The organism is Kribbella sp. NPDC050124 (assembly GCF_044460355.1).
Taxonomy (GTDB): Bacteria; Actinomycetota; Actinomycetes; order Propionibacteriales; family Kribbellaceae; genus Kribbella.
In genome coordinates this window covers 32,577-58,814 of sequence record NZ_JBITJU010000001.1, presented here as the reverse complement: position 1 = coordinate 58,814, position 26,238 = coordinate 32,577, and the positions used below count along the sequence as shown (strand labels likewise).

24 protein-coding genes are annotated in these 26,238 nt (G+C 68.3%); 19 read left to right on the top strand and 5 right to left on the bottom strand.

Features of this window, described 5'->3' with window-relative positions:
• Nucleotides 1–96: 96 nt before the first annotated feature.
• The 3 genes from ACIBL3_RS00300 to ACIBL3_RS00290 all read left to right on the top strand — a co-directional run bounded on the left by ACIBL3_RS00300 (nucleotide 97) and on the right by ACIBL3_RS00290 (nucleotide 4,119).
• On the top strand, nucleotides 97–1,878 hold the full coding sequence (locus ACIBL3_RS00300; protein WP_396350980.1) for a tyrosine-type recombinase/integrase: 1,782 nt from the start codon (nucleotides 97–99) through the stop codon (nucleotides 1,876–1,878).
• 57 nt (nucleotides 1,879–1,935) lie between these two features.
• Nucleotides 1,936–2,559 (top strand): hypothetical protein, encoded by a 624-nt coding sequence (locus ACIBL3_RS00295; protein WP_396350979.1) that lies wholly within the window; start codon nucleotides 1,936–1,938, stop codon nucleotides 2,557–2,559.
• Between the two features lie 258 nt (nucleotides 2,560–2,817).
• Nucleotides 2,818–4,119 carry a hypothetical protein gene (locus tag ACIBL3_RS00290; protein ID WP_396350978.1) on the top strand — a complete coding sequence of 434 codons (1,302 nt, stop codon included), beginning with the start codon at nucleotides 2,818–2,820 and terminating at the stop codon, nucleotides 4,117–4,119.
• Between the two features lie 522 nt (nucleotides 4,120–4,641).
• Here the strand turns inward: ACIBL3_RS00290 and ACIBL3_RS00285 are convergent.
• The 4 genes from ACIBL3_RS00285 to ACIBL3_RS00270 all read right to left on the bottom strand — a co-directional run bounded on the left by ACIBL3_RS00285 (nucleotide 4,642) and on the right by ACIBL3_RS00270 (nucleotide 8,134).
• Nucleotides 4,642–4,809 carry a hypothetical protein gene (locus tag ACIBL3_RS00285; RefSeq protein ID WP_396350977.1) on the bottom strand — a complete coding sequence of 56 codons (168 nt, stop codon included), beginning with the start codon at nucleotides 4,807–4,809 and terminating at the stop codon, nucleotides 4,642–4,644.
• Between the two features lie 73 nt (nucleotides 4,810–4,882).
• Entirely contained in the window at nucleotides 4,883–5,683 is an 801-nt protein-coding gene (locus tag ACIBL3_RS00280) for a GAF domain-containing protein (RefSeq protein ID WP_396350976.1), read from the bottom strand.
• Nucleotides 5,684–6,180: 497 nt separating this feature from the next.
• The gene (locus tag ACIBL3_RS00275) at nucleotides 6,181–7,581 is read right to left on the bottom strand and encodes a hypothetical protein (RefSeq protein WP_396350975.1); all 1,401 of its coding nucleotides are present in this window, start codon (nucleotides 7,579–7,581) and stop codon (nucleotides 6,181–6,183) included.
• A 205-nt stretch (nucleotides 7,582–7,786) separates the two neighbouring features.
• Nucleotides 7,787–8,134, bottom strand: coding sequence for a GntR family transcriptional regulator (locus ACIBL3_RS00270; protein WP_396350974.1), 348 nt, complete (start codon nucleotides 8,132–8,134; stop codon nucleotides 7,787–7,789).
• Between the two features lie 117 nt (nucleotides 8,135–8,251).
• Between ACIBL3_RS00270 and ACIBL3_RS00265 the strand changes: the two genes are divergently transcribed.
• The 15 genes from ACIBL3_RS00265 to ACIBL3_RS00195 all read left to right on the top strand — a co-directional run bounded on the left by ACIBL3_RS00265 (nucleotide 8,252) and on the right by ACIBL3_RS00195 (nucleotide 24,716).
• On the top strand, nucleotides 8,252–8,485 hold the full coding sequence (locus ACIBL3_RS00265; protein ID WP_396350973.1) for a helix-turn-helix domain-containing protein: 234 nt from the start codon (nucleotides 8,252–8,254) through the stop codon (nucleotides 8,483–8,485).
• Nucleotides 8,486–8,604: 119 nt separating this feature from the next.
• Nucleotides 8,605–9,009 carry a hypothetical protein gene (locus ACIBL3_RS00260; RefSeq protein ID WP_396350972.1) on the top strand — a complete coding sequence of 135 codons (405 nt, stop codon included), beginning with the start codon at nucleotides 8,605–8,607 and terminating at the stop codon, nucleotides 9,007–9,009.
• Nucleotides 9,006–9,518 carry a Pycsar system effector family protein gene (locus ACIBL3_RS00255; RefSeq protein ID WP_396350971.1) on the top strand — a complete coding sequence of 171 codons (513 nt, stop codon included), beginning with the start codon at nucleotides 9,006–9,008 and terminating at the stop codon, nucleotides 9,516–9,518. Before ACIBL3_RS00260 ends, ACIBL3_RS00255 begins: the two co-directional genes overlap by 4 nt.
• Nucleotides 9,518–11,767, top strand: a complete 2,250-nt coding sequence (locus ACIBL3_RS00250; protein ID WP_396350970.1) for a type IV secretory system conjugative DNA transfer family protein — start codon at nucleotides 9,518–9,520, stop codon at nucleotides 11,765–11,767. The genes ACIBL3_RS00255 and ACIBL3_RS00250 overlap by 1 nt, the downstream gene beginning before the upstream one ends.
• Nucleotides 11,764–12,099, top strand: coding sequence for a hypothetical protein (locus ACIBL3_RS00245; protein ID WP_396350969.1), 336 nt, complete (start codon nucleotides 11,764–11,766; stop codon nucleotides 12,097–12,099). Before ACIBL3_RS00250 ends, ACIBL3_RS00245 begins: the two co-directional genes overlap by 4 nt.
• Nucleotides 12,099–12,779, top strand: a complete 681-nt coding sequence (locus ACIBL3_RS00240; protein ID WP_396350968.1) for an RRQRL motif-containing zinc-binding protein — start codon at nucleotides 12,099–12,101, stop codon at nucleotides 12,777–12,779. Before ACIBL3_RS00245 ends, ACIBL3_RS00240 begins: the two co-directional genes overlap by 1 nt.
• Nucleotides 12,779–13,534, top strand: coding sequence for a hypothetical protein (locus ACIBL3_RS00235; protein ID WP_396350967.1), 756 nt, complete (start codon nucleotides 12,779–12,781; stop codon nucleotides 13,532–13,534). The genes ACIBL3_RS00240 and ACIBL3_RS00235 overlap by 1 nt, the downstream gene beginning before the upstream one ends.
• Nucleotides 13,531–15,048, top strand: coding sequence for a DUF2637 domain-containing protein (locus ACIBL3_RS00230; RefSeq protein ID WP_396350966.1), 1,518 nt, complete (start codon nucleotides 13,531–13,533; stop codon nucleotides 15,046–15,048). Before ACIBL3_RS00235 ends, ACIBL3_RS00230 begins: the two co-directional genes overlap by 4 nt.
• Before the next feature lie 250 nt (nucleotides 15,049–15,298).
• A complete protein-coding gene (gene mobF / locus ACIBL3_RS00225) occupies nucleotides 15,299–19,978 on the top strand; it encodes a MobF family relaxase (RefSeq protein ID WP_396350965.1) in 4,680 nt (1,559 codons plus the stop codon).
• Nucleotides 19,979–20,494: 516 nt separating this feature from the next.
• The gene (locus ACIBL3_RS00220) at nucleotides 20,495–20,800 is read left to right on the top strand and encodes a hypothetical protein (RefSeq protein WP_396350964.1); all 306 of its coding nucleotides are present in this window, start codon (nucleotides 20,495–20,497) and stop codon (nucleotides 20,798–20,800) included.
• Nucleotides 20,797–22,359, top strand: a complete 1,563-nt coding sequence (locus tag ACIBL3_RS00215) for a DNA cytosine methyltransferase (protein ID WP_396350963.1) — start codon at nucleotides 20,797–20,799, stop codon at nucleotides 22,357–22,359. The genes ACIBL3_RS00220 and ACIBL3_RS00215 overlap by 4 nt, the downstream gene beginning before the upstream one ends.
• A 99-nt stretch (nucleotides 22,360–22,458) precedes the next feature.
• Entirely contained in the window at nucleotides 22,459–23,307 is an 849-nt protein-coding gene (locus ACIBL3_RS00210) for a hypothetical protein (protein ID WP_396350962.1), read from the top strand.
• A gap of 2 nt (nucleotides 23,308–23,309) precedes the next feature.
• Nucleotides 23,310–23,600, top strand: a complete 291-nt coding sequence (locus ACIBL3_RS00205) for a hypothetical protein (protein ID WP_396350961.1) — start codon at nucleotides 23,310–23,312, stop codon at nucleotides 23,598–23,600.
• 4 nt (nucleotides 23,601–23,604) lie between these two features.
• Nucleotides 23,605–23,829: a hypothetical protein gene (locus ACIBL3_RS00200; RefSeq protein WP_396350960.1), complete on the top strand. Its 225-nt coding sequence runs from the start codon at nucleotides 23,605–23,607 to the stop codon at nucleotides 23,827–23,829.
• Nucleotides 23,826–24,716 carry a bifunctional DNA primase/polymerase gene (locus tag ACIBL3_RS00195; RefSeq protein WP_396350959.1) on the top strand — a complete coding sequence of 297 codons (891 nt, stop codon included), beginning with the start codon at nucleotides 23,826–23,828 and terminating at the stop codon, nucleotides 24,714–24,716. Before ACIBL3_RS00200 ends, ACIBL3_RS00195 begins: the two co-directional genes overlap by 4 nt.
• An 83-nt stretch (nucleotides 24,717–24,799) precedes the next feature.
• Here the strand turns inward: ACIBL3_RS00195 and ACIBL3_RS00190 are convergent, their stop codons facing one another.
• Nucleotides 24,800–25,234 (bottom strand): hypothetical protein, encoded by a 435-nt coding sequence (locus tag ACIBL3_RS00190; protein WP_396350958.1) that lies wholly within the window; start codon nucleotides 25,232–25,234, stop codon nucleotides 24,800–24,802.
• Between the two features lie 293 nt (nucleotides 25,235–25,527).
• On the opposite strand from ACIBL3_RS00190, the gene ACIBL3_RS00185 reads away from it, so the two are divergent.
• Nucleotides 25,528–25,896, top strand: a complete 369-nt coding sequence (locus ACIBL3_RS00185) for a hypothetical protein (protein ID WP_396350957.1) — start codon at nucleotides 25,528–25,530, stop codon at nucleotides 25,894–25,896.
• Nucleotides 25,897–26,238: the final 342 nt, after the last annotated feature.

The following is a 26,238-nucleotide window of genomic DNA, read 5'->3' as shown; positions in this document are numbered from 1 at the left end:
CCCCCAGGTCAGAAGGCACTTCCTGACGGTGGGGGTTTCGTCTTTTCGCCGTCCGTGGTGCCGGTCGTGGTGCGAGGCGACCGTAAGCTGCGATCCGTGGCCAAGGACAAGGCGAAGCCGAAGCGTCAACTTGGCGGTATCGAGACGTTGCCGTCCGGCTCGCTACGGGTCAGCGTTTACGCCGGCCGGGACCCGATCACCAAGGACCGGGTGTACCTCCGTGAGACGGTACCGGCCGGACCGAACGCCGAAAAGGAGGCTAAGACTGTCCTTGCTCGCTTCCGCCTTGAGGTCTACGAACGGCGCCACCCCAGGACGGATGCGACCGTCGAGCAGCTCCTCGAGCGCCACCTCGCCGACGCCAAACTCGGGTTCAAGACGAAGAAGAACTACGGCAACCAAGCCGACAAACACATCATCCCCGCCATCGGGCGGGAGAAGGTGCGCGCGGTCGACGCTCACGTGATGGACTCGTTCTACTCCGAGTTACGGCGGTGCCGGGATCACTGTGACCGCAAGCCCCGAACCGATCACCGGACCAATCGAGCGCACGACTGCGACGAGCGCTGCAAGCCACACGTATGCGAGCCACTCAGCGAATCGAGCATCCTCTACATTCACCAGATCCTCAGCGGAGCATTTCGCCGCGCGGTCCGCTTGAAGTGGGTGACCATCAATCCGATCGACTTTGCCGAGCCGCCGTCACCCCCAAAGCCGAGGCCACGGCCACCATCCGTCGAGGACGCTGCGGCAATCGTCAATGAAGCCTGGAAGGACCCCGACTGGGGCGCACTGATCTGGCTAACCATGGTGGCCGGCAACCGCCGCGGCGAGCTCTGCGGCATCCGCTGGCGCCACGTCGACCTCAGTAGAGGTGTGATCCATGTCCAGCGAGCGATCGGCCAGTACGGCAAGGAGACATGGGAGAAGGACACCAAGAACGAGGACGACCGACGAATCGTCCTCGATCCCGAGAGCATTGCGGTGCTCTCTGAGCATCGAGACCGCTGCGAACAGCGGGCACGTGGACTCGGGGCCACGCTCTCTCGCGACGCATTCATGTTCTCCCGCGACCCGCTAGGGCAGACCCACCTCAAGCCCGATTCGGTCACTCAGCGGTACAGCAGGCTGGTGGCTCGACTCGGCATCGACACCTCAATCCACAAGCTCCGTACGTACAACGCAACCGAGCTGCTGACAGCGGGCGTCGACATTCGCACGGTCGCGGGCCGCCACGGCCACGGTGGTGGTGGCGCCACGACGGGTCGTCATTACTCGGCCTGGGTATCGGAGGCGGACCAGCGGGCCGCCGGCACCGTGACACCACGGATGCCAGCTCGACCACTCGTTGCAGACCTTCCCCCGAAAGTGGAGTTCGATCCGAAGCACCGGTTCGAGAAGCTGGCGATCGAGCTGCGCGATCGTATCTACGCTGGCACGCTAGCAGTGGGGTTGCCGATACCGTCGGTCAAAAAGATTGGCCGCGAGACAGGCGTATCGCCTTCAACAGCGCAGCGCGCCGTGCAACTGCTGAGCGACTGGGGACTGGTCCGGGTCGCGCCGGGCAGGCCGACGTTCGTTGCGCCCCGGCCAGCAGATGCGGCAGCTGTCGCCGCCGAATCGACGCAGGAGAGTCCGTCTGCTCCGATGACCGCTGGCCCTGAAGCAATCAAGCTGGAAGTCCGCAGGCTTGGTGCCACCGTAGCCAGCCTGCAGACGCAGGCCGATCCGAGCGACACGGAATCGCTCCATCGCTTGCTGCTCGGCGCTGTCAAGCGCCATGGCTCCCAGCCTCACGAGATCGACGACTTCGAGTTGATCGTCCGGCGCCCTGGCGGCGATGCGATTCTCACCACGTATGTGGCGCTCTCGCCGTGAGCTGGCGCATCGGCCAAGGGCACGTGTGAAGACCGGTTGCCTGCGATCATGGCCTGCATGCAGTCACTGGAGTTGTGGGGCGGCTGGGACAACCTGCTGCAGGGCCTTGTGAGCACTGGCGTTGGAGCGATCCTCGCCGCGGCGACTGCGTGGCTGATCCTGCTAGGCACCAAGCGCCACGAACGCGCTCTTGAGAACGAGCTGAGCGCTCGGACGGCAGCAAGGGAGCTCGACGCTGCTATCGGTGACCTCAGCATTGAGATCGGCCATGCCATAAAGCAGCGCGACGCACTTTCTCTTGACGTGGCTCGTCTTCGAGTGATCCGAATGATGGGACTCGGGCTGGCCGAGATCGAAGTCGTCGACCCCGAGTTCGTTGAGAAGCGGTTGCGCCCGTTCCTAGTGGCACTGGCTGGTGATGTCCAAGCGGTACGCGCAGGAGACTGGTCCGACGAACGACGCCAGGCACTGGTGGCGAACCTGGCCAACACGCATGATCTCCTGTCGGGCTGGGTGGCTCGTCGGGCGACCAGGCGGGAGCGAAGGTCGTTCACAGTTGCTAGGAATCGGGACGGAACCCGCGTGCTGCCACTCCAGCCGGACCGGTACGGCAAAACGGAATCCACTCAGGGGCAGGGCCCAACAGATGAGACAGCGAAGGCTCGCCCGACAAGCAATTAGCGCGCGACTACAGGAGGGCTGTGATCCGACAACTGATCGGCGACACAAGTCCGCCAGGTGATGTGCGACAGGCTAAAAGTCTGGCGGCCACCCGGGACGCCGGCCAACGCACGCACATGCCGAATTGCAGCGGTTCTGGATCGCGGCCCGATCATGCCAGGAAGCGGCCCGATGACAGCTATGGAAGTACAAGGCAGTTCGTTGCATCCTCATTTGTAGGGTCACGCAGTGGTTCTGCTGAGTTGCAAGGGGGACGCCATGACGGAGAACCGGCTCTTGTACTACCCGTATGCGACCATGTTCGACGCGCAGTTGCCCCTCCTGAAGACCGCAGCTTTGTACTTCGACAAGCTCATCTTGCTGGATCCCCGCGACGCGAGTTGGGACCGAGTTGGGCCGAACCCGCTTGCGCTCGACGAAGTTTTGCTGCTTGAGCGGCATGGGCTCCTTGAGCGACTCAACCCCGCAAAGGTGCTGGAGCACTACGGACCAGAGCTCGCAGACGCGATTCGCGAGGACATCCGCGATCCGGAGTTCATACGTCTCTGCGGGGAGCATGCCCAGCGAGTTGGCAAGCACATATGGTCGCTTGCCCTGGCCAAGGTTCCCGACAGTCTCTTGGTCGACGGGCACCTGCGCTCCCTGCTTGGCGAGCTGGCGCCAACCTTGGCAGCCGAAATGGCTCGACGGATCGACGACTACATCGAACACCGTGAGGGGCAGTCCTACCTCTCCGGGAACGAAGACGCTTCCGCCTCGGCGCAGGAGCGTCGGCAGTTGGCCGACTATCGCGACTTCGTCCGCAAGGGCCATGTCTACCCCGAGATTCGGTACGACTCGGCTGGTGACGTCCTCAACTACCGGTACATCGACGTACCGCTGGCCCTCGGCGAGGCGATCATGGTGAACCATGCCCTATTCGGTGGGCTCCTCTTGTCCCAAGCGACACCGATAGCCGATGACCCCTTCCACGCTATGATCCTCGCCCACAAGCTAGGCAGAACCGCGAAGAATCCGCTCGTGCGACAAGTCCTTGAGGACCGGGTCCGGAACCGCGGGCTGCGAACAGATCTGTTGGCGACAGCCGCGCTGCCTGATACGGACCTCAATCTGCCAGCGCTCAGCCCTGATCTGCCAGTTGACGCGGTTCTGGAGTATCGCCAAGACCACACAGACGAGCTCAATCACGTACGGACACACCTCGCAGCGCTCGCGAGGCGCATCCAAACTGACCCCTGGACCGACGACTTCGCCAGAGAACTCGACCGCCGCACCATCCCCGAGCTCGCCGCCGAACTCGACACTGCGCGCGAACGACGCGACGACTGGGTCAACCGCAAACGCAAGCAGGGAATTCTGTCCGCCGCCGGCCTGGCCACCGGAGCCGGGGCGGCCGTATTGACCGTCTTCGCCGCGCCGCTGACTCCGATCGTTCTCGCAATCGCTGGGCTCGGCCTTATCTCCGGAACAGTGGTACCCGGCGCCCAATGGTTCAACGATTGGCGAGAAGGTAGGGCGACCGTGCATGAGAACGGGCTCAGCTACCTGCTGCGCATCTGACGAGTTCCAAGCCGGACAAGGAATCGCGTCCGTGCTTGTTCGTTGCCCGAGGCTCCAGCCTCCCGGAGCCGTCCACGGAACTTCCTGTCACGCCGCGATCCGCGCTTCAGACTGTCGCACATGACCTGGCCGACGAGTGTCGCGCATCACCCGACGGAGGACACGACTACAGGAGGGCTATTTGCCGGATGGACCTCTTGAGTATCAAGGCGCGCCACAAGCGGCGCGCAGCGCGGGCCGGGCTTACGACCTGCGGCCGACGCCCTCCACCCGCGCGCATTGATTGCCGTCGTATCGCTTCCAAGAGCCCGTCCCTGTCAGTGCATGCAACCGAGTCGAGATTGTCGGCTGCGCCCGGCGGTTTGCCCCGCCCCCCTGGTCGCCCAATTGTCCGGTCATGCCGCCGCGCGTCAATGGCGCCTACGGCGTCCCTTCGGGATCGAGCAAGCTCGAGCATTGACCCACGGCAGCCTGCCCTCGGTTGGCAGCTATCAGGAGGACGGGGTTGGCCTGGCGATCGGGTTAGTCGGCTGAGTGGATGTACTCGTCCACCTCAGCCTGAGCCTCGGCTCGGGCCGCAGCGAACGCCTCGCGGAAGTAGTCCTCCGATGAAACCTCACCGCCGATCCATTCGTCGGCATGCGATGAATCAAGCTGGATCCAGCTACCTTCGACGCTCTCTGCGGTCATGGTTTCTCCGCTCGCGATCGACATCCCCATCCCCCCTCGGTTGTCTGCAGTGTCACCGGTCATCGAGCGCAAATCAAGCTCCGGCTGGCGGTAACTTCCGTGTTGCGAGTCCAGCGCCAAGCATGTGCGCGAGTACCTCTGTGGATCGAAGGTCCTGCTTACTCAGCGTGTGTGGTTCGACAGCGTCGACCGTCAGTAGTCCGAGTACCTCATCGCCTGCGTACACAGGACAACTGATGTACGTCCGGTAGGACGCACCGAGGAACAGCGTTGGATCCGCCGAGCTTCGAACATCAGGCTCAATGCCCGACTTGCGCTTCTGAGCTAGGTCGTAGGCCTGTGGAGGTAAATTCTGGTGGCGTGGCTTGCCGCCACGACCGTCATAGGTGAGGAACTTCAACTGACCGTCTTCACACTTGAAGTAGCACGAGCGCGTCTGACCTGCTTTGGATGGTCCGCAAATGCTGGCCGCAACGCCGACAACTTTTTCCACCAGTACCGGAGTCAGCTTGTCGCGATCGGCCTTCGTTCGACAGGCTGCGATCCTTCCGAGGACCTCGGCTATGGGCTCAAAAGCGTCTTGCAGCATGACTGTGAGATTCGTTTTTGCCTGGATCGCTGCCTCACGTGCTGACATGAGTTGCCGTTCCGTTGCCCGCGCACGCGCTGTCCCGACCACCTCCCTGGCGGTCAGAGCGAGAACGCCCACCGCCAACGCTGCGCCTCGCCATATCCAGGAGTCGGGAAATCCCGTCACCGTCGTTGCGACGGTTCCTACGATAAGCAGCGCATATGGCGTGCCGCGAGCGTGTGTTACTGCCTCAACCAACGGGTGCGCCTCCCGAGCTGTGCGCACGCCTTGTTTCATGGTCATGACTGACCATCCCCCCATCACATACTGTGATCCCCTTAACTAACGCACAGTGCCCGAATAGCGGCAGTCTTGCAAGGGGTACCCGCCCGGCCGTTATAGATCCGCGAGCGCGGCCAACAATCCCAGCCGTGTGCCATCGGCGTGCCACTACGGGGGCCGGGTGGCGGTAGTCCAGGCCCGGAGCGGGGTCGGCTGAGCCAGGCGTGGTCGTGGGTCAACGCGGATGGGCGGAGTGATTCCCAAGCCGATGTTCTGTACCCCAGTCGTACCCCAACGGGCGCGCACAGTCTGACCGTGGACGCCCCGGCTGGCCCATGAGCCCAGCGGAGGACATGCGCACTACTTGATGGTGCAGGGTCCTACGGATCAGAAGGCCTGCCGTTGCCTACCAGCATCCCGCGACTTACTAGGTCGCCTGCCTGCATGCTCCGTTGCTCCGAGCCCAACGAATCGGTTGCAGTCCGTGGACTCAGGCAGCGGGGCCAGCGACGAGGTGGCTAGTCCGCGCCAAGCAGTCGCGCGCGATGACGCCACGCGAGTGTCAGGCATGCGGCGCTGGTTTGCCCCAGCGGCTCGCGTGTGGTTAGACGCTCCACCGTTTCCGCGTTGAAAGGTAGTCCTCGGATCGACTTGTTGTTGTCCAGCGACAGTACGACCTCGCCTTCGGGGTTTGTGGCCACCAGGTCGCGGAACAGGTCGTCGAAGACCGTGTCATCGATTACTGTCGTTGTGGCGATGGACGAGTTCAGGCTGAGCGCGTCGAGGATGACCCCGAGGGCATACGGCCGCACCGTGCCGGCCTCGCGGGCGCGGGTCATGTCTCGGAAGAACGGCCAGACTTCGTAATCGACGGGGATTCCACCGCTGCCGTCGTGTTCTGGCTGCCCGAGCATCTCCTCGGCGTACTCGCGGACCATGTTGCGCCAGATATCGAGGTCGGTCTCGACGCTCTCTGGCGAGATGCTGGCGGGCTGGAATTCACCCGCGGGCAACAGGCTGTAGTGCCGACCGTTCGTGACCTTTGTTGGGTCGCGTCTGAGCAGGAAGAAGGTTCCGCTGCCATCGGATGTGTTCCGTCGGATCGTGAGCGTGCTGACCCCCGGGTTCACGACTCGGGCGGACAGGTCGAACGGGTCTGACAGCAGGCCTCTGAACGGCAGATGTGCCCAGTCGAGGTGGCCGGCCATCTCCGCGGCCGCGGCCTCGTGGCCAAGTGGCTCGGAGACGTCCAGCTTGTCAAAGAAGGTTGCGAGTCCGAATGTCATCCGGCCGCCGTCGCTGGTCCATTCGATGCCTGTGAGGCGGTAGCTGTGACGATTCTCGAAGAGCGCAGGTTTACGCAGGTACCGGATGGCGGCGGTGTAGCGGCCGAAAGCGTGACCTGGTGCGCGGAGAGGCAATGTGCCTCGAGCCTCTGCCTCAAGGCCCGTAACACGCGGCTTGCTCGGATTCCTGTCCCACTGCAAGGCGAGCATCTCAAGCGGCACCGGTCCGTTTGGAAGCCAATCGGCTGTGCTGATCGCAGGCACATGCTCGACGCGGAGGGACGGTTCGTACAGGTCGGCGGTTCGTGCGGCTAGGCCAATCCCGCTTTCGATTAGGTACTGCCGTACGTCGCGCCAGTCTGCCTGGCTCGCTTCGACCGCAGCCTCAGGCGCCAGCCGCGATCGGGGCTCGGGCTGCCGGGACGTGGTCTCGCCCGGCGCGGCCGGGGCCGATCCCTCTTGAGCAGCCAGCAGCATGCCGAACCGACGTTGGACGCCTTCGTCCGCGTCTTTCAGAGCTGCATCGAGTACCTCTTGCATGCCCGGCGAGAGCACCATGTCCGGAGACGCCTCCCAGTTCGCGACGGTGCGGACTCCGGCTCCGAGGTGGCCGGCGAAGGTCTCGTTGCTCATGCGCAGGGATGTTCGGAGCGCCGACGCTCGTCGGCCTGTCCACAGGTCAACTACGTCCATCGTCTGGGTCCTCCACAAGGTCCGGCCAGCGTGATTGCACTGTCGTGGCACTGTCGTTGCATCGTCGCGGCATGTTGACCGGGCCACCTCCAGTATTCACTGGTTCACATGAACGCATTGGGCTACGAATGGCGACTCGAACCGGTCAGGTTCGGGTGGCCTCGTCCGACTGCAGGAGTTGCTCGACTGCAGCCAACCGGCGTTCCAGGTCGCCGACGGACTTCCGAAGGTCGGCCAACTCATCGCCAGCCTGCGCTGGACCGGACGTCGACACGAAGACGCCAACTCCTTGGGTGCTCCGCAGTAGACCTTCGCGCTGGAGCAGTTCGATCGCGCGGCGCACCGTCATCGTCGACACTCCGAGCTGCTTGGCGAGCTTTGGGCCGGACGGGAGCCGGTCGCCCACGTTGAGCTCGCCAGTCGAAGTTGCCGCTCGAATCGCATCCGCGACCTGGATGTAGGGCGCGCTTGTTGAGGAGTCGTCCAGCTTCATAGCTGCACGGTAGTCCGCGCTAGGTCAGCTAGTCATGCCTGCCGCCGATTCGTTGTGTGATCTAGTTATCTAGTCTAGTCTAGACAAGACTAGAGTTATCAGAGGGGAGAACGGAAAATGCAGGAGTCCACTGAGGGCAAGCGGGACTGGCTCAACGTCGCGGAAATGGCTGCGGTGATGGGTCTCTCGGAGATGACGCTCTACCGCGCGATCGCGAACGGAGAGTTTCCGGCTGTTCGCATTGGCCGGCGTCTCTTCATTCCGGCCCGGCTGCCCGATCAGCTGGCTGAGGCTGCGATCAGTACCGGGCGGGTCGTCACGGCCGCCGAGGTTGCCGGCGAAGCCTCATGAGCGCGGCGTCGCGCGACGCCCGAACAGAACAAGCGATTGCAGACCGGCCCCGCCCAGGCGCCAACCAGAACAGGGCCGGTTCTCCCATCACTCAGCAACGAGTTCGAGAGGTCTACAGCATGACTGACGCAGTACAGGGCGGCCCGGAGTGGGTGCCGCAGTTTGGGATGTTGGAGGAGGTGCCGGCCGAGCGGGCGGAGTTCATCCGTGGCTTGTTCGAGTTGGCGGCGTTTGTGGCGGATCACCCGGAGTGGCCGCTACCGGACGTCCACGGGGGCATCTTTCCTCGCGGCGAGGACTTCGCCGCTGAGGCGGCCGAGGTCGATCGGATCGCGGCGACGCTCGGAACGGTGGCTGCGTTCCGCGCGAGGGGTGGTCATTACCACGCTGAGCGGCTGTTCGGTCCGGTGCGCGTGTACGCCATGGCCAGTACGCCGGAGCACGATGCTGCTTACGACGCGCACATGTCCTACCGCGACAACGTCCAGCCGGTCGACGGTGGCGTGACGGGTGGTGCGCGATGAGCGGGCACACGGCGCTTGATCTGGCGTGGCGGATGCACGATTCGGCCGCGCAGGCGATCGACAAGGCGGACACGAAGGCGGGGTTCGCGGCGACGGTGGAGACCGCGCTGGCTGCGGTGGTGTTGACGCTGGTGGCGCAGTCGCACGGCGACCCGGTGGTTGTGCGGGTGCTGTTCGGTGCGGCGCTGGTTTGTCTGGCGGTGGCGTTGGGTTCTGCGCTGGTGGTGGTCGTGCCGCGGCTGCACCACCCAGGCGCGATGCTGGAACCGGGGGAGTTCCTGTACTTCGGCGCGGTGCAGATGCGATCGGTCGATCTGCTGGTCGGTCGGCACCTGGACCCGCAGCCGCTGTGGAGGGTTGCTGAGCCGCTTGTGGCTGTAGTGCATCAGGCCAAGCGGCTGGCCGACATTGCTTGGACGAAGCACAGGTGGCTGCGGGTGTCGTTCGCCGCGGCGGTGGCCGGCGCGGTGTTCGCGGTGGTCGGTGTCCTGGTCGGTGGTGCGCGATGATGCGGCGGCCGACGAAGACCGAGGGTGTGCTGGTGCCGCGGTTCACGCTCGCCATGGTGGCGCTGGTGGCCCTCGGCGTCGGCGCGGTGGCGTGGGACCGGACGCCGGGCCTGAGTGAGCTGGGCTACTGGGCTGCCGCGACCGGCGCGGTCGGTCTGGTGACCGCGGGCCTGTTGTTTTGGCGGTTGATGCACGGCGCGCTGATTGCGGCGCCGTTGTGGGTCCTGCTGGCAGGTGCGATCGGATTGCGGCTGAGTGCGCCGGGTGGCGCGGCCGGGTGGGTGATCGCGGCCGGCGTGCTGCTGCTGGTGACGCTGGGCCTGGTGGCGGTGAACCGCCCGGTCGGCGGCGGGCTCGCGGCCGCGTGGTGGCTGGCCTACGCCGGCCTCGTGCTGCGCGCCCTGCCGGACTCGGTGCAGGCCTCGCAGCGCTGGTGGCTGCTGTTGCTCGCGGCAACAGTTGCGCTGATCGCGACAGCGGGACTCACGCTGCGGTCGCGGTCGAGCTCGCGGGGCCTGCTGCGCCGCCTGGGCCGCGCCGGCCGGGTCACTGACGGGCTGGCGTCGGCGTGGGACGTGCACCGCAACGCCTCGGCGCGGATGCTGCGCCGCAAGGCCAAGCAGGTCCGCCCCTCCCTGGCAGAAGTGCCGGCGTGGAAGCGGCGCTTCGTGCCGCTGACCGAGCTGGGCACGACGGTCGCGACGGTGGGCTGGGTCAAGGTGCGGTCCTCGGCGGAGGATCACACGCTGACGGTGGCCGGGCCTCGGGCGGGCAAGACCGGGCTGGTGATGGGGCACCTGCTGGATGCGCCGGGCGCGGCGATCGTGACCTCGACCAAGACCGACGTACTCGACATCACCCGGAACTTGCGCGACAGGCGGGGCCCGGTGTGGGTGTTCGACCCCGACGGCCTGACCGAGGACGGGTCCACGATCACGTTCGACCCGCTGGTCGGCTGCACCGACCCGGCGGTCGCGATGGACCGCGCCTCGGACCTGCTGGACGGGATCGGCGCGACCTCGGCCGATGCCGAGCACTGGCTGAACCTGGCCCGGCAGGCGCTGACCGCGTTGATGCACGCCGCCGCGCTCGGCGGCTACACGATGGCCGACGTGCAGGCCTGGGTGGCCCACCCGGACACCGGCAAGGACGACGTGCTGTGGGAGCTGCGGGTCGCGAACGCGGTCGGGTTCGAGCAGCAGGCGATGCAGTTCTTCACCAACAACGACCGCACCCGCTCCAGCATCTCTACGACGATCATGCCCGCGCTGTCGTGGCTGTCGGTGCCGACGGCTGCGGCTGCCGCGGCGCCGGGCGGGGTGCCGTTCGACGTGGCGCGGCTGCTCGAGGAGACCGGCACCGTGTACCTGCTCGGTGCGGAGGACAAGAAGACCGCCCCGCTGGTAACCGCGCTGACGGCTCATATTGCCCGGTCGGCGCGGGCGATCGCGGTCCGCCGCAAGGGCCGCCGGTTGGAGCCGCAGCTAACGATGGTGCTGGACGAGGCCGCGCTGATCTGCCTGATCCCCCTCGATAGGTGGTCCGGTGACTTCGGATCCCGCGGCATCACACTGCACATCGTCGCGCAGTCGCGGGCGCAGCTGCGAGAGCGGTTCGGCGAGGCCGCGACCGGGTCGCTGATGACCAACGTGACCACCAAGATCGTGCTCGCGGGCACCAGCGACGATGACGACCTGCAGTTCTGGTCGACGCTGTGCGGGGAGCGGCTGGAGCAGACCGCGACCAAGGACCGCACCACCGGCGGGGTGTCGATCAGCGACCGCCACGTGCCGGTCCTGACCCCTGGCCAGATCGCGCAGCTGCGCGCCGGGCAGGCACTGATCATCACCCGCGGCATGCCGCCCGCGATCGGGCGAGTCAAGATGGCGTGGAAACGCTCGGATCTGCGCCGGGAGCGGTTCCACAACCGCCCCGCCGTGCAGTGGACCGGCCGTCACCTGGCCGCGCTCGAGAACCGGGCCGGTGCCCGGCTGGTCGGCGGCTGCGCATGGCTGCGAGACCACGCGCTGACCGGGGCCGAGCGGATCGAGGCTGCTACCCGCCGAGTCACGCGCCGGGTCAGTGCACTCCTGGTCCGCCGGATCGGGGCTGCGCTGACCTGGTTGGAGGCCAACGACCCGGCCCGCGAACTCCTCGCCCGGCTGCGGCTGGCCGGGGCGATGCGCAAGGCCCGTGCCCGGATCGCGGCTCGCGCCGGGCGGCCCGTGGATCGGGAGGTCCGGCGATGAAGTGGCCTGTGGCAACCAATGTCTCACCGGTCGCTGGCCTGGTGACGATCTGCGGGTCCACCCGGTTCCGCGGCGACATCGCGCGGGTGAATCGTGAACTGACCCTTGCTGGCTATGTCGTCCTCGCACCCGGCGTGTTCGGGCACGACGGCGACCAGGTCACCGAGCAAGACAAGAAGCGCCTCGACAGGCTGCACCTGACCAAGATCGATCTGGCGGCGTGGATCTATGTCGTCAACCCTGGCGGGTACATCGGGGAGTCGACCCGGCGCGAGATCGCCTACGCCACCAGCACCGGCAAGCCCGTGTGGTATCTCACCGGAGGCCGGTGATGACCGGCCAAGGCGTGGAGTGGGTGCAGTTGTGGGACGGCCGCCGCTGGCCGGGCAGGGTCCGGGGTGGTCTGCCCGAGTTCCGGTTCGGTCAGGCCCCTTCGGGCCTGTCCACGCGTCGCCAGCTCCGAGACAAGGGCCTGTCGCGTGGCGGGCAGGAGCCGTTCGCTCGGTTGACATGGAAGCGGGATCAGCGGTTCGCGTGGCTGTACGTCGACGCCAAGGCCCGGGCCAAGCGGATCCCGAGCGACAAGCAGCTCGCCGCCGTCGGCAAGGCGCTGGCTGCCCGGAAGGTGTGCGGCGAGTGCGGCCCGGTCGATCACTTCGTCCGCACCACGGACCGGCTGTGCGGTGACTGCCACGCAGCCGGCGTGACACCGACCGCAGGCGGCACCACCGGATGGCGGACCGTCCAGCACTGGCAGGAGCAGTCGTCGGAATCCGAGCAGTCCGACGACGAGAGCGAGCAGGCCGAGCGGGACGAGGCGACGCCGGCGGCGGCCAGAGCCGCCGAGGCGCTGGCCCGCGCCACCGCCCGAATCGACAACGACCTAGCGGCGCAGCGAGATGAGCAGCTGGCCCGCTGGCACGCCGACGACCAGGCAGCGCGGTTCGCTGCCGAGCAGGCCCACGGCACCGACCAGCAGGACCGGTCGTGGGACGAGAGGGGAGTGGCCTGATGCGCCACGACGACGACAAGGACCCCGGCACCGCCGCGCTCGCGGCGGTCGCCGGCCTCGCCCGGTCGGTCGAGGCACTGACCCGCGACGTGGCCGCGATGAAGACCGGGCTGCGACACACCGCCAGCAAGACCGAGGTCACGCGGCTCAACGACACGGTGGCCGCACTGGGCAACACCGTCACGCAGTTCGAGGACCTGCTGACCCGGATCGCCGCCAAACCCGGCGGCAGCCGCGGCGAGGCCGCGGGCGCGGGTGAGGTGGAGCCGGTGCGGTCGTGGCTGCGGCTGCCCGAGGCCGACGCCGCCGCGGTCGAGGCGGTGCTGAGCGAACTGCTGCCGTGGATGGAATCCACCTATCTGCGGTACGCGACCGCGCGGGAGTCGCTGCCGCCGTGCTGGCTGTGGCACCCCGAGGTCGTGGAAGAACTGCTGTGGCTGATGGACGCCTGGACCGGCGCCTACGAAGGCCCGGAGGCCTCGAATCGGCTGGTCGGGGACTGGCACGACCGGCAACGTCCCGGCGTCACGCGCCGCATCGGCGAGTACGCCCCGGCCTGTGACGTGCTTGCGCACCGCGACGAGGCCGGCCGCCGCGCGGTGACGGTGCCGCTGGCGGCCAGCGCCGACCCGTTCGTGACCTGGTGGGCCACCGGCCGCGCCGACAACGGCCCGAAGCCGACGGATGAGCAGATCAAGGCGGGCCGCCGCGGCGGCCTGACCGCCGTACCCAACACCGCTGGAGGCCAGCGATGACTACGCGACTCACCAACCAGCTGATCGATCTGCCCGAGCTCGCCGACCTGGGCGCGGTGACGTGGCCGATGATCGCCGCCGGCACGGCCGGGCTGCTGATCCTCGCGGCCACCATCACCGCCGTCGGATGGGCGGCCCGCCGTACAGTCCGCGGCGTCGCTGAAGCGGTCGAGGCGGGTCGGCTGACCACGCGGCGTGTCCTGATCACGGTGGCGGTTGTGGCCGCGCTCGGTGTTGCCGGGATCGGCGGTGCCCGGTCGTTCACTGCGGTGTCGGAGAAGTTCGACAGTGCGTTGGTGCCGTTGGTTGCCGACGGCATGATCATCGCCTGCACGGCGTTGCGGCTGGCCGCGCTGACGCGTGGGTGGCGGATCCCGGGCGCGCTGGTCACGACCTATCTCGGGATCTTCGGCACGGTGTGGCTGAACGTCGACACCGCCCACGGTGTCGCGGACGCGGTGGCGCACGCGCTGGCTCCGCTGGCGTATGCGGTGCTGGTCGAGATGCTCGCGCACCTGCTGCGGCTGCACATGAAGCTGGCCCAGCCCGCCAAGCCGCGGCTGTCGGCGCTGACGTGGTTTACGTCGCCGGTGATCACCACCCGCGTGTGGCTGCACCTGTCGCGGACCGGCAGCGACGACCCCGCGGCGGCGCGGGCTCTGGTCCAGCAGGTGGTGCGGATGGCGTCGCGGCTGGCGACGCTGTGCCCGAGCCAGAGGCTGTGGCCGTTCGGCGCGGCCCGGGCCGCGCGGGTTGCGTGTCTGCAGACCATCCGCGACGGCCTGCTGTCCGCGGGCGACCTGGCCGCGCTGCTGCCGGCCACCGGCCGACTCACCCCGGGCGAGCTGCTCGCGGTCGTCGACTCCGCGGCCCTCGGCCTAACCAGCCCCGGCGACGACCAGGTGGACCCGGTGGATGCGCAGCCAGGCGTCGAGGACGCCGACCGGGAGCCGATCGGTGCACCCGTGTGGCTGATCGCCTACCTGCTCGGTGCACTACGCACCACCACAGAGGCTGCACCGGACGCTGCACCGATGCACAACGACGATCAAGACGATGCACCCGCACCGGTGCATGACGACGACCAAGACGATGCACCCGCACCGGTGCATGACGACGACCAAGACGATGCACCCGCACCGGACGCAGCCGGTCACGACGCAGCACCCCGCAGGGGCGCTGGGCCTTCGGATGCCGAACTGCTCGATGCGGTGCAGCGCCACGCGGCCGAGAACGGCGGCGCGCCCTTGGGGCAGCGCGAGATCCGCCGCGCCACTGAGGAGGCCTTCGGCCGGCCGGTCGGCTTCGGTCGCGCCAAGCGCCTGCAGGGACTGGCCGGGTGGGCCGAGCCCACCACTCACGACACCCCGGCACCGACCACCTCACAGACCAAGGGACAGCTCCCGCTCGTTACCGAGCCCGGTGAAAACGCGACCGAGAACGAACGCGACACCGACAGTGCCACCGATGACGAGACCACCGACCGCGAACTCGAAACGAGCAGCAGCCGATGAACAGCCCAAAGAACACCCGAGCAGCAGACAGTCGCCAAGCCACCTACCAGGCCAGTTACGAAGCCGCAGACGCGACCGACCAGACGACATCTGACCATCCCTCAGCAGACAGCTTCAGGATGAAAGAACTCAGATCACACCTAGGCATCACGATCAAATGGAGCCTTGACTCCGCTTCGCGTCGTCGGTTCGGCTGGCCGCCGCTTGCGGCTTCCGGCGCTGGCGCGCCGGTTGTGGCGGGGGGTGCGGCATGGCGGTGGTGAGTGTCCGCAGCGGCCACCGGGCCGACTATCTGACCGGCGCGGTCGCGGCCGGGCGGGAGAACTACTACACCGGGGCGGTCGCGGCCGGTGAGCCGCCGGGGCGCTGGTTCGGCAAGGGCGCGGAAGCGCTCGGGCTGTCGGGTGAGGTTGATGCGCAGGACATGACCGCGCTGTATGAGCGGTTCATCGACCCACGCGACGAGGCGTTCCGGGATCCGGCGCGGTGGGACGAGGCCGACACCCTCGGGCACACCGGCCGCAACTACAAGTCCGAGGAACAGGTGTACGCCGACTCGCTGGCAAAGGAGCCCGGTGCATCGCCGGAGCGCCGCGCCGAGTTGCGTGCACTGGCGGGCAAGGCGGTGCGCAAGAACGTGGCGTTCCACGACGCCACGTTCAGTCCGCAGAAGTCGGTGACGGTGCTGCACACCGCGTTCGAGGCCCAGGAGGTGCAGGCCCGCACCGCAGCGGAGCGGGCGCGCGGTGCACTGACCGACGCCGAGCGCACCGGGAACCGCAACGCGGTGCTGGTGCACCGGGCGGCGGTGCGCACTGCGGAGCGGGAAGCGGTGCAGTGGAGCAAGCACCGCCAGGCGGTCGAGGACGCGATCTGGGCCGGGAACCGCGCCGCACTGAACTACTTGCAGGACAAGGCCGGCTATACCCGCGTCGGGCGCTTCGGGGGAGTGACCGGCCGGTGGGCCGACGCCCACGCCTGGACGATCGCGTCGTTCTTCCAGCACGACAGCCGCGAGCACGACCCGCAGCTGCACATCCACAACGCGATCCTCAACCGCGTCCAGGGGCCCGACGGCAAGTGGCGCACGATTGACTCGAAGGCGCTGCACCGGGTTCAGCCCGCGGCGGCGGCCGTCGGGGAGCGGGTGATGGAGCAGCACCTGATCAAGGCGCTCGGGGTGCAGTTCGTGACCCGGCCTGACGGTAAGGCCCGCGAGATCGTCGGGATCGACCAGGCTGTGATGGACATGTTCTCCTCGCGCCGCAAGGCGATCACGAAGAAGACCGCGCCGTTGGTGGCTGCGTTCGAGGCGAGGAAGGGTCGGGAGCCGAACAACCTGGAGCTGGCCTACCTCCAGCAGCAGGCGTCGCTGGCGACCCGCAAGGCCAAGTCGCACACCGGTGAGGCTGTCGAGCAGCGGCTGGAGCGGTGGGACCGTCAGCTGCGCGCGGAGGTTAGCGGGGGACTCGGCAAGGTCGCGCGCGACGTGCTCGCGTTGCGCCAGCGTCAGTGGCTGCCCGGCCGGATCAATCAGGCCAAGGTGCTCGAGACTGCCTTGGCCGAGGTGCAGGCCAAGCAGGCGACCTGGCGGGCGGCTGATCTGACCCGGGCGATCAGCGACGCGTTGCCGGACAATCTCGGCAACATGCGCCCGGCGAGGATCGAGCGGCTGCTGGACCGGCTGACCGAGCGCGGCCTGAAGCTCGCGCAGCAGGTGGACGCCGACCGGCCCGGCCACAGCACCGCCGAGCTCGCGGCGCTGCCCGAGGAGCTACGCCGCGGCGACGGGTCGTCGGCGTACGCCGCGCCGGGCGCAACCCGGTACGTGACCCCGGATCACGTCAAGGCTGAACGGCAACTCGCCGCGTCTGGCTACGCCCGCGGCGCTGCCGCAATGAGCCCGCCGAGTGCGCAGGAGTTCGTGGAGCGCCTGACCGCCGATGGTCTCCAGTTGGGCGCCGACCAGGAGGCCGCGGTGCGGGGCATCCTCACCTCCGGCGCGAAGGTCGAGACTCTGGTTGGCCCAGCTGGCACCGGCAAGTCCCGCGTGGTCGGCGCGCTCGCCAGGGCCTGGAAGGACTCCGGCCTCTGGGAGGGGCAGCAGCGCCGGATGGTCGGGCTGGCCGCGTCCCAGGTCGCCACCGAAGTACTGGCTGCTGACGGCGTCACCGCTATGAACATCACCCGGTGGCTGATCACTCAGCACCGACTCGGCGTCGACTCGATCCCGCGCCCCGAAGACCGGGTCTGGAGCCTGCGCGAGGGAGACCTGGTCGTGGTGGACGAGTCGGCGATGGCTAACACCAGCGACCTGGCCCAGATCCACGCACACTGCGACGCCGCCGGGGCGAAGCTGCTGCTGGTCGGTGACCACCGTCAGCTCGCCGCGGTCGGTGCCGGTGGCGGTATGCGGCTGGTCACCGCGCACGCGCTCCACCATGAACTCAGCGAGACCCGGCGCTTCCAAGCGGACTGGGAAGGCCCCGCGTCGCTGCGGCTGCGTGACGGTGACGAGTCGGTCCTGGCCGAGTACCACAAACAGGGCCGTATCCTCGACGGCGGCCACCTCGAAGCAGCCCAGCGTTCGGCGGCCGATGCGTGGCTGGCCGACCACCTCAACGGCCGCCACGCCCTGCTGATCGTAGACACCAACGCCCAGGCCGCCGACCTGTCCGCGCAGCTGCGCGCGCGGTTGGTCGAGTACGGCCAGGTTGACGACGAGCGCACCGTCTGGCTCTCCTTCAGCGGCAACCGAGTCGGCGCTGGTGACCTGATCCAGACACGGCTCAACGCCTGGGAGCTCAACGGCTACCGCGGCAACAAGCGCGCCGCGTTCAATCGCGACGAGTACCGGGTGGTCGAGGTGCTGGACGACGGCGGGCTGCGGGTCGCGCCGCTGATCCGTGGCACCCGCGAGCCGGTGCCCGACGAAACGATGATCCTGCCCGCGGACTACGTTCAGGGCTGGGTGGCGCTCGGCTACGCCGCGACCGTCCACGCCTCGCAAGGACTGACGGTGGACTCCAGCCACCTGGTCGCCACGCAGAACACATCGATCTACGCGCTATACGTCGCGATGACTCGCGGGCGGGTCGCGAACACCGCACACGTCGTCACCCAGTCACTGGCCAAGGAAGCCGAGTACGGCGAGACCGCCGCCGCCGCCAAGAGGTCGGCGATGTCGGTGCTGCGCGGCGCGTTCGACATGGACGACCCCCAGCTGTCGGCGTTGCAGACCGCCGCCGAGGACGCCGCCGAGGCCAACCGCCTGCGCACTCCCGCCGAACTCCTCGCCGACGGCATCGCGCTCGCCACCGCGGGCAGGACCGCGCGCTGGCTGGACGAACTCACCGAAGCCGGTGTGCTCACGCCGGATCAGCGCACGAAGCTGGCGGTCGAGGATGGTGCAGGGACGCTCCAGACGTTGCTGCGGCGCGTCGAGCTGGCCGGGCACGACCCGCGCAAGGTGCTGACCGACGCGATCCAGCAGCGCTCGCTGCACGACGCCCGCAAGGTCAGCCACGTCATCCAAGACCGGATCACGAACACCTACCGGAGCCTTGATCCGGCCGGTGACAGCTTCGCTGACCGGCTTCCGCAGGTTGATGACCCGATGTGGTCGGCGTACCTGGCCAGCCTGGCCACCGAGGCCGACCGCCGCACCGAGCAGCTCGGCGAGCAGGTCGCCGCCGAGCTGCCGCAATGGGCGAAAGAAGCTTTCGACGCGCCACCGACAGGGGCCGGGCCAGCGCGTGACGAGTGGATTCGCCGCGCCGGCGTCGTGGCCGCGCACCGCGAGGTCATGAGCCACGAGGCCAGCGACGACGCGCTCGGCAAAGCGCCGAAGCCCGGCCAGGTCGAGCAGTACGCCTCCTGGCGCGCCGCGTGGCGCGCGCTCGGCAAACCCGAAGCCGACCGGGCCGAGGCCGAGATGTCGAACGGCCAGCTGCGGGTCCGGGTCCGTGCCTACGAGCGTGAGAAGGCGTGGGCGCCGCCGTACGTCGGTGAGGAACTCGCCGGCACCAGACAAGCCGCAGAGCGCGAGCGCCGCACCGCCGCACTGCGAATCGCGGAAGCCGACGCCAGCAACGACGAGACAGCCAGAGAGCGGCTGCGCACCGACGCCGGGCAGGCCAAGGCCCTCGCGAACGCCCTCGACGCCCGCGCCGCCGAGCTCCAGGCCGCCGACGAAGCCCGCGCGGTCTGGCTCGCCCACACCGCCGAGACCCGCGCGAACGCCGAGCGGGCCGCGTTCGAGCTGGAGACCCGCGGCATCGACAACACCGACGACGGACCCACACCCGAAGAGCTGCTCGACACCATCGACGCCGAGGCCGCCGAAAACGAGCACCGGGAAGTCACCGACGAGCACGAGCTGGCCGACATCGCCCAGCAGCGCGACGCCGACACGACCGCTGCCGCGCATGGCGACGAGTCCGCCGTTGCCGGACTGGTCAACGACCAGCTAGCCAGCAAGGCCGCGGGGCCGGACCTGGCTGCCGACGAGATCCCCTCCGCCGAGGTTGTTGCCGACGACAACATAGACGAGGCCGAGGTGAGCAGCGATCTGGACGCCTCCCAGCCGGGCGAGGACCGGGATCTGCTGGAGAGCCAGGCACCGGCCGACATTCGCGAGGTCGCCGCCGACGAGGAGCAGGTCGCAGAGTCCGACGTGCCGACAGTTCCGTCCGCGGACGAGACCGCCGAAGCGGTACGCCGTGCGCAGCGGGCACTGATCGAGATTCAGCACCGCCGCGAAGCCGAAGAACGCCACGCCGACGCCGAAGCCGAGGCCCGCGCCGAGGAACTCGCCCGGTGGCACGCCGACGACACCAGCACTCACACCGCTCCCGCCACAGTGACGGCCGCCGATGAAGCCGCACACGACGACGGCCCGGTAATGGAGCTAGGCACCTACGACGACTGACCACGTGTAGTCCAGGCTCTCCCGCCCCTGGCGGGCGGGAGAGCACCCAGGCCTCCGGCCGGGACGAAAGCCCTTCTGTGGCTGGGGTTGGTGGCCGGGTGCCAGACCGCCCCCTCCAAAGTCAAGGGCTTCTCGCCTGGAGGACGACGGCGCTCGCTGCGCTCGCTTATTTCCTTGTCCACCAACCGAGAACCCCTTGACTTCGGAGCCTCTAGCGGCCCGGCAGACGGCAGTAGCCGGCAGGCCCCAAAGAACGGGGACTGCCGTCACACAACGGCCACCAGCGGCACAGGGGAGAACACGATGCCGAAGGCAACAGCAACCACCCAGCAGACCGGCTGCCCGCCGTGGTGCAGCCCCCGGCGTCAGGTCGGCTGCGGCCGGCCCGGCTGCCCGTCCAGCCCACAGCGCCCCCGGACGCCCCGCCGCTGACCCCACTGCTCGGGGAGGGCCGTGGTGAAGGACCACGCACCCACGGCGCCTCCCCGCACCAACCCTTCACAGGAGGACTCCCTGATGAACCACCTCACCTTGGACACGCACACCGACCGCTGGCACGTCGCCACCTGCACGCGGTGCCTCGGCCCGATCAACCCGGGCGATGAGGCCTACACCGCGCACGTCAGCAAGTACGAGCCGATGAACCCCGGTCCGGAGTGGGAAGCCGTCGGCGACTGGGCCGCCCCGGTGCAGCTCGGCGGGTGCCTGTGTGGTGTGTGCCGGAAGGCGTTGCAGGCGTTCCTGATGGGCTGGGACGACGGGTTCGAGCGCCGCCAGAACAGCGTCTCGGCCTACCTGGACGCCGGTCGGGAGTCGCGATGACGCTCACGATGACTGACCTGTTCTGCGGGGCCGGGGGCTCGAGTACCGGCGCTGCGCAGGTGCCGGGGGTGACGGTGCGCCTGGCCGCGAATCACTGGAAGCTGGCCGTCGAGACCCACAACAGCAACCACCCGGGCACCGACCACGACTGTGCGGACCTGTCCCAGGTCGAGCCGCGCAAGTACCCGCGCACCGACATTCTGTGGGCGTCGCCGGAGTGCACGAACCACTCGCAGGCCAAGGGCAAGAAGCGCAACGTGGACGCGATGCCGGACCTGTTCGGCGACACGCTGCCGGACGAGGCGGCGGAACGCAGCCGGGCGACGATGTGGGATGTGGTGCGGTTCGCCGAGCACCACCGCTACTCAGCGATCGTGGTCGAGAACGTCGTGGACGCCGCGCTGTGGGTGCTGTGGCCGGCATGGCGCTCCGGGCTGGACGCGCTCGGCTACTGCGTCCACGTGGTCTACCTCAACAGCATGCACGCCCAGGCTGGTGGCCTGCCGGCGCCGCAGTCCCGCGACCGCCTCTATGTCGTGGCGCACCAGCGCACGTCGACCTGCCCGGACCTGAACCGGTGGACCCGCCCGCAGGCGTGGTGCGAGGGGTGCGGCGAGCTGGTCCGGGCGATGCAAGCGTGGAAGAAGCCGGAACGGACCTGGGGCCGATACCGCGCCCAGTACGTGTGGCGCTGCCCGAACGTGGCCTGCCGCAACCAGATCGTGGAGCCCGGCTGGCTCCCGGCCGCAGCTGCCATCGACTGGACCCTGACCGGCGAGCGAATCGGCGACCGCGCGAGGCCGCTGGCCGACAAGACCATGGCCCGCATCCGCGCCGGACTCGAGCGCTACCTGCTCCCGGAGCTGCTGGTGCCGGTCGAGGGCCGCGACGGCAAGACCGCAGCACCACTGTCGGAGGCGATGCGCACCATGACGACCCGCAACGAAACCGGGCTACTGGTCCCTGCCGGCGGCACGCGGAAGGAGACCGCGACCCACACCGGCGACGTGATGCGGACCAGGACCACGCGCGAATCCGAGGCACTGGTCGTGCCGCTGCGCAACAACAACACCACCAAGAAGGCCACTGACCCGTTCGACACGTTCGCCGCCGCAGGCAACCACCACGGGCTACTGATGCCGTACTACGGCAACGCCACCTCGCGCGCCACGAGCGAGCCGCACGGCACGTTCACCACCCGCGACCGCTACGCACTCGTCATGCGCAACAACGGCTCCCGCCGCGACGGGGCGGAGATGTGCACACCGGCGACCGCGACGCTGCGGACGCTGACCACCGCCGGGCACCAGTCGCTGCTGGAGCCGCAGACCATCGCGGTCGAGGACTGCCTGTTCCGGATGCTCGAACCCCACGAAGTAGCGGCAGGGATGGCGTTCACGACCGGCTATGTGGTGCTGGGCAACAAGCGCGAGAAGGTCCGCCAGCTCGGCAACGCCGTCACCCCACCCGCCGCCCGCGACCTGATCGCTGCCGTCGCCGAATCCCTCGGACACGACCTCACCAACCTCCCCAGCAGCTCTGACCAGCCCGCCGCCTGACCGGGCCGCAGTCGGCCGGACCTCCCAACCGAGGTTCGGCCCCTCGGCCGCCCGACCAGGTGACACGTAACCGTCAACACACACACAGGAGAAACCACGATGAGCGACTCCACCAACACCGAGACCCAGACCGACACCGGCGCCGAACCCGACGACTTCCAGATCGCCGCTACCGCGATCACCCGCGCGATCCGCGCGATCAACAACAACCAGCGCGGCGGCGACGGCGCCGGGTTCATCACCCACCTGCTCGCCGCCGTCGCCGCGAACCTCGGCAGCAGCGACGCAGTGACCGCAGGCCGCCCGGGATCGTGGGAAGCCGCCGGCGTGACCGACCTGCTGCGAAGCACGGTCGGCTACGACGACGAGTATCTGCTGACCTATCGCACCGAACCGGTCGAGGTCGTCGTGAACAGCGTCTACGAGCTGGACGACCTCGGCATGTTCGAGACCTACGAAGCCAGCACCAACCACATCGGCCAGACGTTGTTCGGTGACCGCTGGACCCCGTCGCGCGACCGGCTGACCCTCGACCAGCTGGAGAAGATCGAGGACATCGAGGAACCGCTCGCCGAGCTCGAGCACAGGGACCGCGCCGAGTACCGGCAACGGTTCACCGCCACCGTCCAGGCTCGCTTCGAGCAGATGCGCACCGAAGACCCCCACCGCTACCCCGAGCACATGACAGTGACCGTCCGGTTCGCCGACGAAGACCTCAGCTACCCCGCTAGCAACGACGACCTGACCGACCTGTGGGGCAGCGATCTGGCCAGCCTCCTCTACCAGCACGCCCGCGAGCACACACCGCTGCCCGGCAGCAACACCCAGCCGGACTGGACCGCCGGCCAATCGCACGCGAAGGCCCTGCTGGACGCCGGGCACTGGCCACACCTGCGCATCCCGCAACACGCCCACTACGGCACACCCACCACCACGAAGGAGAACTGACCATGTCCCAGCGCATCCCGAACGGCACACTCCTCACCACGTACGACCACCTGATCGAGCTGGTTTCCCACGCGATGGCGCCGGTGGTCATCGACCGCGACGGCACCCCATGGATCGTGTTCGCGACCGAGGACGGCGACGACTACGCGGTCACCGTGCCCTGCCCCGACGACGACATTCCCGGCCGAACCGACTTCCACGGGCTGTGCGAGCGTGGCCCGCTGCGCGTGGTGTTCAACGGCGACCGAAGCCCCGAGGCGTGGCCCGGTGCGAGCAAAGACCAGGGGGTGTGACGGCATGACGATCAAGGTCCGGCTGTCCGGCGAGGCCGACGAAATCGCGCGCCTGGTCGAGCAACTACGCCACAAGTTCGAGCTGGCCGGCGCAGACCGCGCCTACCCGAACCGAGGATCGTTCGGCGTCCGCGTCTACCTCGAGCTCCGCGCACCTGCTGCAGGCCGGGGCAAGCAGCGAGTCCGCAGCGAACGAGTCCACCCGGACCGGAGAGGAATCGAGCCGTGACCACCACGCGGCGCGTCGCCCTGGACGCGGACCACCGGACGCTCTGCCGGGCAGCGCACTGGCACGCCGATCACGGCTTTTCGGTCTTCCCCCTGGTCCCCGGACGCAAAGTACCAGCCGTCGAAGACTGGGAAGCAGCCGCCACCACCGACCACCTGGCGATCGCCCACACCTGGCGCAGAGCGCCGTACAACATCGGCGTTGCAGCCGGGCCGTCAGGGCTCCTGGTCGTGGACTTGGACCAGCCGAAGAACCCACGGGAGGAAGTACCCGAACCGTGGCGAAGGCGCAGCGCAGCAACCGGCGCCGACGTGCTCGCGCTCGTGGCCGCCGACCACGCCGCCTCTGTGCCGCCGACCTACACCGTCACTACACCCTCGGGCGGAGAACACCTGTACTACCGGCAGCCAGACCGCGAGCAGCTCGGCAACACCGCCGGCCGCGTTGGCTGGAAGATCGACACTCGCGGTCATGGCGGCTACGTCGTCGGTGCAGGATCGATCACCGCCGACGGCCGGTACCTCAGCGCCGCCACCAGTACGCCGCAGCCGTTGCCCAGCTGGATCATCGGTGCCCTCGACATGACCCCGGCGGCTGTCGAGGTGCGGCGGGGAGCTTCCACTTTGAGGAACACCAGCGCGTACACCCTCGCCGCGCTCACCGGCGAACTCGAGAACGTCCTCGCCGCCACCCCCGGCCAGCGCAACGACACCCTCAACCGCGCCGCCTTCGCACTCGGCCAACTCGTCGGCGCGCAGCTCCTCGACCACCACATCGCACAAGACGAACTCGTCTCCGCAGCAACCCGCATCGGCCTACCCCGCGCCGAAGCCGAACGCACCATCACCTCCGGACTCACCGCCGGCAGCCGCCACCCGCGCCGCTGAACCGCCTGAGGGTCCGGACAGGAGAAAGGGGCCTCAGGACGCCCCGTACGGCGCTTCCTGAGGCCCCTTCCCGGGTGGGCTACCTAGCCCGTTTGCCTGGCCGGCTCTTGCTCCACCTCGATCGGGGGTACACCTGATCGGCGCCACGCCCAGTCCAGCGTCGCCAGCGCGCCCTCAGCGAAACCGGGACGCCCGGGGCGCCCACCGCTGGCAACCACGCGCTCGGCCGCCTCAGTCTCCCGCGCGATTAGCTCCTCGTACGCGACCCTCGTACTTCCGGTGGTCGGAGCATGCGCCCGCTGCCGAGTCGGTCCCGACGGGAAGTTGAACGTCACGAAGCCGCAGGCCAGCCATCTGCATGTGACCTGTACACCGGTCAGGTACCAGTCGCCGCGACCTTCAGCGGTCAGCGCATCACCACGGGTCTCAGCTGCCAACCACAGCCGGGCGAACTCACGCACCGGCACCCGCAGGTTCCCCGGCGGTATCCGCTCGAAATCCCGGACAGTCAGCTCCATACCACAGCACGATCCCACCAGGCACCGACAGTTTCCCGCGCCGGGAACGCCGACCAACCCCAAGACCCCCCGGCTGGGGCGCAGCCGCCGCCGAACGCGTCGGGCTCGATGGTGACTCCGCCGCCCCAGAGTGGAGATCGAGCGCCGGAGCCGGCGACCAGCGATGCATGGGGCATGGGCCTGTCGTTCCTCCGCTGGCTACCGTCAGTGTTCGATGCTGAACGCCGGTCGAAGCGCGGGCGGATCACGAAGACTCGCTAGAACATTTGTTCGGTTGATGTCATGATGTGGTCATGGTGGGACGGTTCAACGTACGGCCGGGTGACGGGGTCGACGACTGGTCGGTGTGGGACAACGCCATGAACGGCCACCGAGGTCGCGGGCTGTCGCAGGCCGAGGCGAGCGAAGTGGCCGCCGAGCTGGAGTTGCAGTACGACGTGCACGGCGCCCGCGACCAGGCCAACGTCCGGCGCGTCAGTCCGCCGGTGCCGGTGGATGCGTGGCAGCGCGCCGGGGTTCTGGACGCTTGGGTGCGCGAGCAGGGGCGCTGGCTTGGGCGGGTGCGGATGCCTGACGGCCGGATCGGCTGGATCGACCAGAGCGAACTCCGAGCTGCGCCCAGCCGCCAACCGGCCCCACCAGAAGCGCGGGAGGCCGGCTGATGCCCGGGCCACTGCGCGAACCCGTTGTGACTTTGGTCGGAGGGCCAGGGGACCGGCAAGTGTTCTACGTCTCCGATTGGGAGGAACGCCGCCGCGCGGCCGAGCGGATGGGCCGCACCGCGAACGAGTTTTGCGGCTGGCCGCTGGCCTACCAGACCGAGACGCCGGGAAGTTTGCGGTGGATCTGGACCGCAGGAGCGAGCTGGCCCAGGAACACCGCAGCCCGAAACGCGGCCTGACTCGAGCGCCGAGCGCGCACGTCAGCCCGAGTCAGCCAGCGCAGTAACTTAGCAGACCGCGCCCGCGGACTGACCGACAGTTAGCTTGCCTAGGGCAACCGTG

What these genes read in the sequence shown, in the direction of transcription:
- ACIBL3_RS00295 (WP_396350979.1), top strand. Translation starts at nt 1,936, where the DNA reads ATGCAGTCACTGGAGTTGTGGGGCGGCTGGGACAACCTGCTGCAGGGC.
- ACIBL3_RS00290 (WP_396350978.1), top strand. Translation starts at nt 2,818, where the DNA reads ATGACGGAGAACCGGCTCTTGTACTACCCGTATGCGACCATGTTCGAC.
- ACIBL3_RS00285 (WP_396350977.1), bottom strand. Translation starts at nt 4,809, where the DNA reads ATGACCGCAGAGAGCGTCGAAGGTAGCTGGATCCAGCTTGATTCATCG.
- ACIBL3_RS00280 (WP_396350976.1), bottom strand. Translation starts at nt 5,683, where the DNA reads ATGACCATGAAACAAGGCGTGCGCACAGCTCGGGAGGCGCACCCGTTG.
- ACIBL3_RS00275 (WP_396350975.1), bottom strand. Translation starts at nt 7,581, where the DNA reads ATGAGCAACGAGACCTTCGCCGGCCACCTCGGAGCCGGAGTCCGCACC.
- ACIBL3_RS00270 (WP_396350974.1), bottom strand. Translation starts at nt 8,134, where the DNA reads ATGAAGCTGGACGACTCCTCAACAAGCGCGCCCTACATCCAGGTCGCG.
- ACIBL3_RS00265 (WP_396350973.1), top strand. Translation starts at nt 8,252, where the DNA reads ATGCAGGAGTCCACTGAGGGCAAGCGGGACTGGCTCAACGTCGCGGAA.
- ACIBL3_RS00260 (WP_396350972.1), top strand. Translation starts at nt 8,605, where the DNA reads ATGACTGACGCAGTACAGGGCGGCCCGGAGTGGGTGCCGCAGTTTGGG.
- ACIBL3_RS00255 (WP_396350971.1), top strand. Translation starts at nt 9,006, where the DNA reads ATGAGCGGGCACACGGCGCTTGATCTGGCGTGGCGGATGCACGATTCG.
- ACIBL3_RS00250 (WP_396350970.1), top strand. Translation starts at nt 9,518, where the DNA reads ATGCGGCGGCCGACGAAGACCGAGGGTGTGCTGGTGCCGCGGTTCACG.
- ACIBL3_RS00245 (WP_396350969.1), top strand. Translation starts at nt 11,764, where the DNA reads ATGAAGTGGCCTGTGGCAACCAATGTCTCACCGGTCGCTGGCCTGGTG.
- ACIBL3_RS00240 (WP_396350968.1), top strand. Translation starts at nt 12,099, where the DNA reads ATGACCGGCCAAGGCGTGGAGTGGGTGCAGTTGTGGGACGGCCGCCGC.
- ACIBL3_RS00235 (WP_396350967.1), top strand. Translation starts at nt 12,779, where the DNA reads ATGCGCCACGACGACGACAAGGACCCCGGCACCGCCGCGCTCGCGGCG.
- ACIBL3_RS00230 (WP_396350966.1), top strand. Translation starts at nt 13,531, where the DNA reads ATGACTACGCGACTCACCAACCAGCTGATCGATCTGCCCGAGCTCGCC.
- mobF (WP_396350965.1), top strand. Translation starts at nt 15,299, where the DNA reads ATGGCGGTGGTGAGTGTCCGCAGCGGCCACCGGGCCGACTATCTGACC.
- ACIBL3_RS00220 (WP_396350964.1), top strand. Translation starts at nt 20,495, where the DNA reads ATGAACCACCTCACCTTGGACACGCACACCGACCGCTGGCACGTCGCC.
- ACIBL3_RS00215 (WP_396350963.1), top strand. Translation starts at nt 20,797, where the DNA reads ATGACGCTCACGATGACTGACCTGTTCTGCGGGGCCGGGGGCTCGAGT.
- ACIBL3_RS00210 (WP_396350962.1), top strand. Translation starts at nt 22,459, where the DNA reads ATGAGCGACTCCACCAACACCGAGACCCAGACCGACACCGGCGCCGAA.
- ACIBL3_RS00205 (WP_396350961.1), top strand. Translation starts at nt 23,310, where the DNA reads ATGTCCCAGCGCATCCCGAACGGCACACTCCTCACCACGTACGACCAC.
- ACIBL3_RS00200 (WP_396350960.1), top strand. Translation starts at nt 23,605, where the DNA reads ATGACGATCAAGGTCCGGCTGTCCGGCGAGGCCGACGAAATCGCGCGC.
- ACIBL3_RS00190 (WP_396350958.1), bottom strand. Translation starts at nt 25,234, where the DNA reads ATGGAGCTGACTGTCCGGGATTTCGAGCGGATACCGCCGGGGAACCTG.
- ACIBL3_RS00185 (WP_396350957.1), top strand. Translation starts at nt 25,528, where the DNA reads ATGGTGGGACGGTTCAACGTACGGCCGGGTGACGGGGTCGACGACTGG.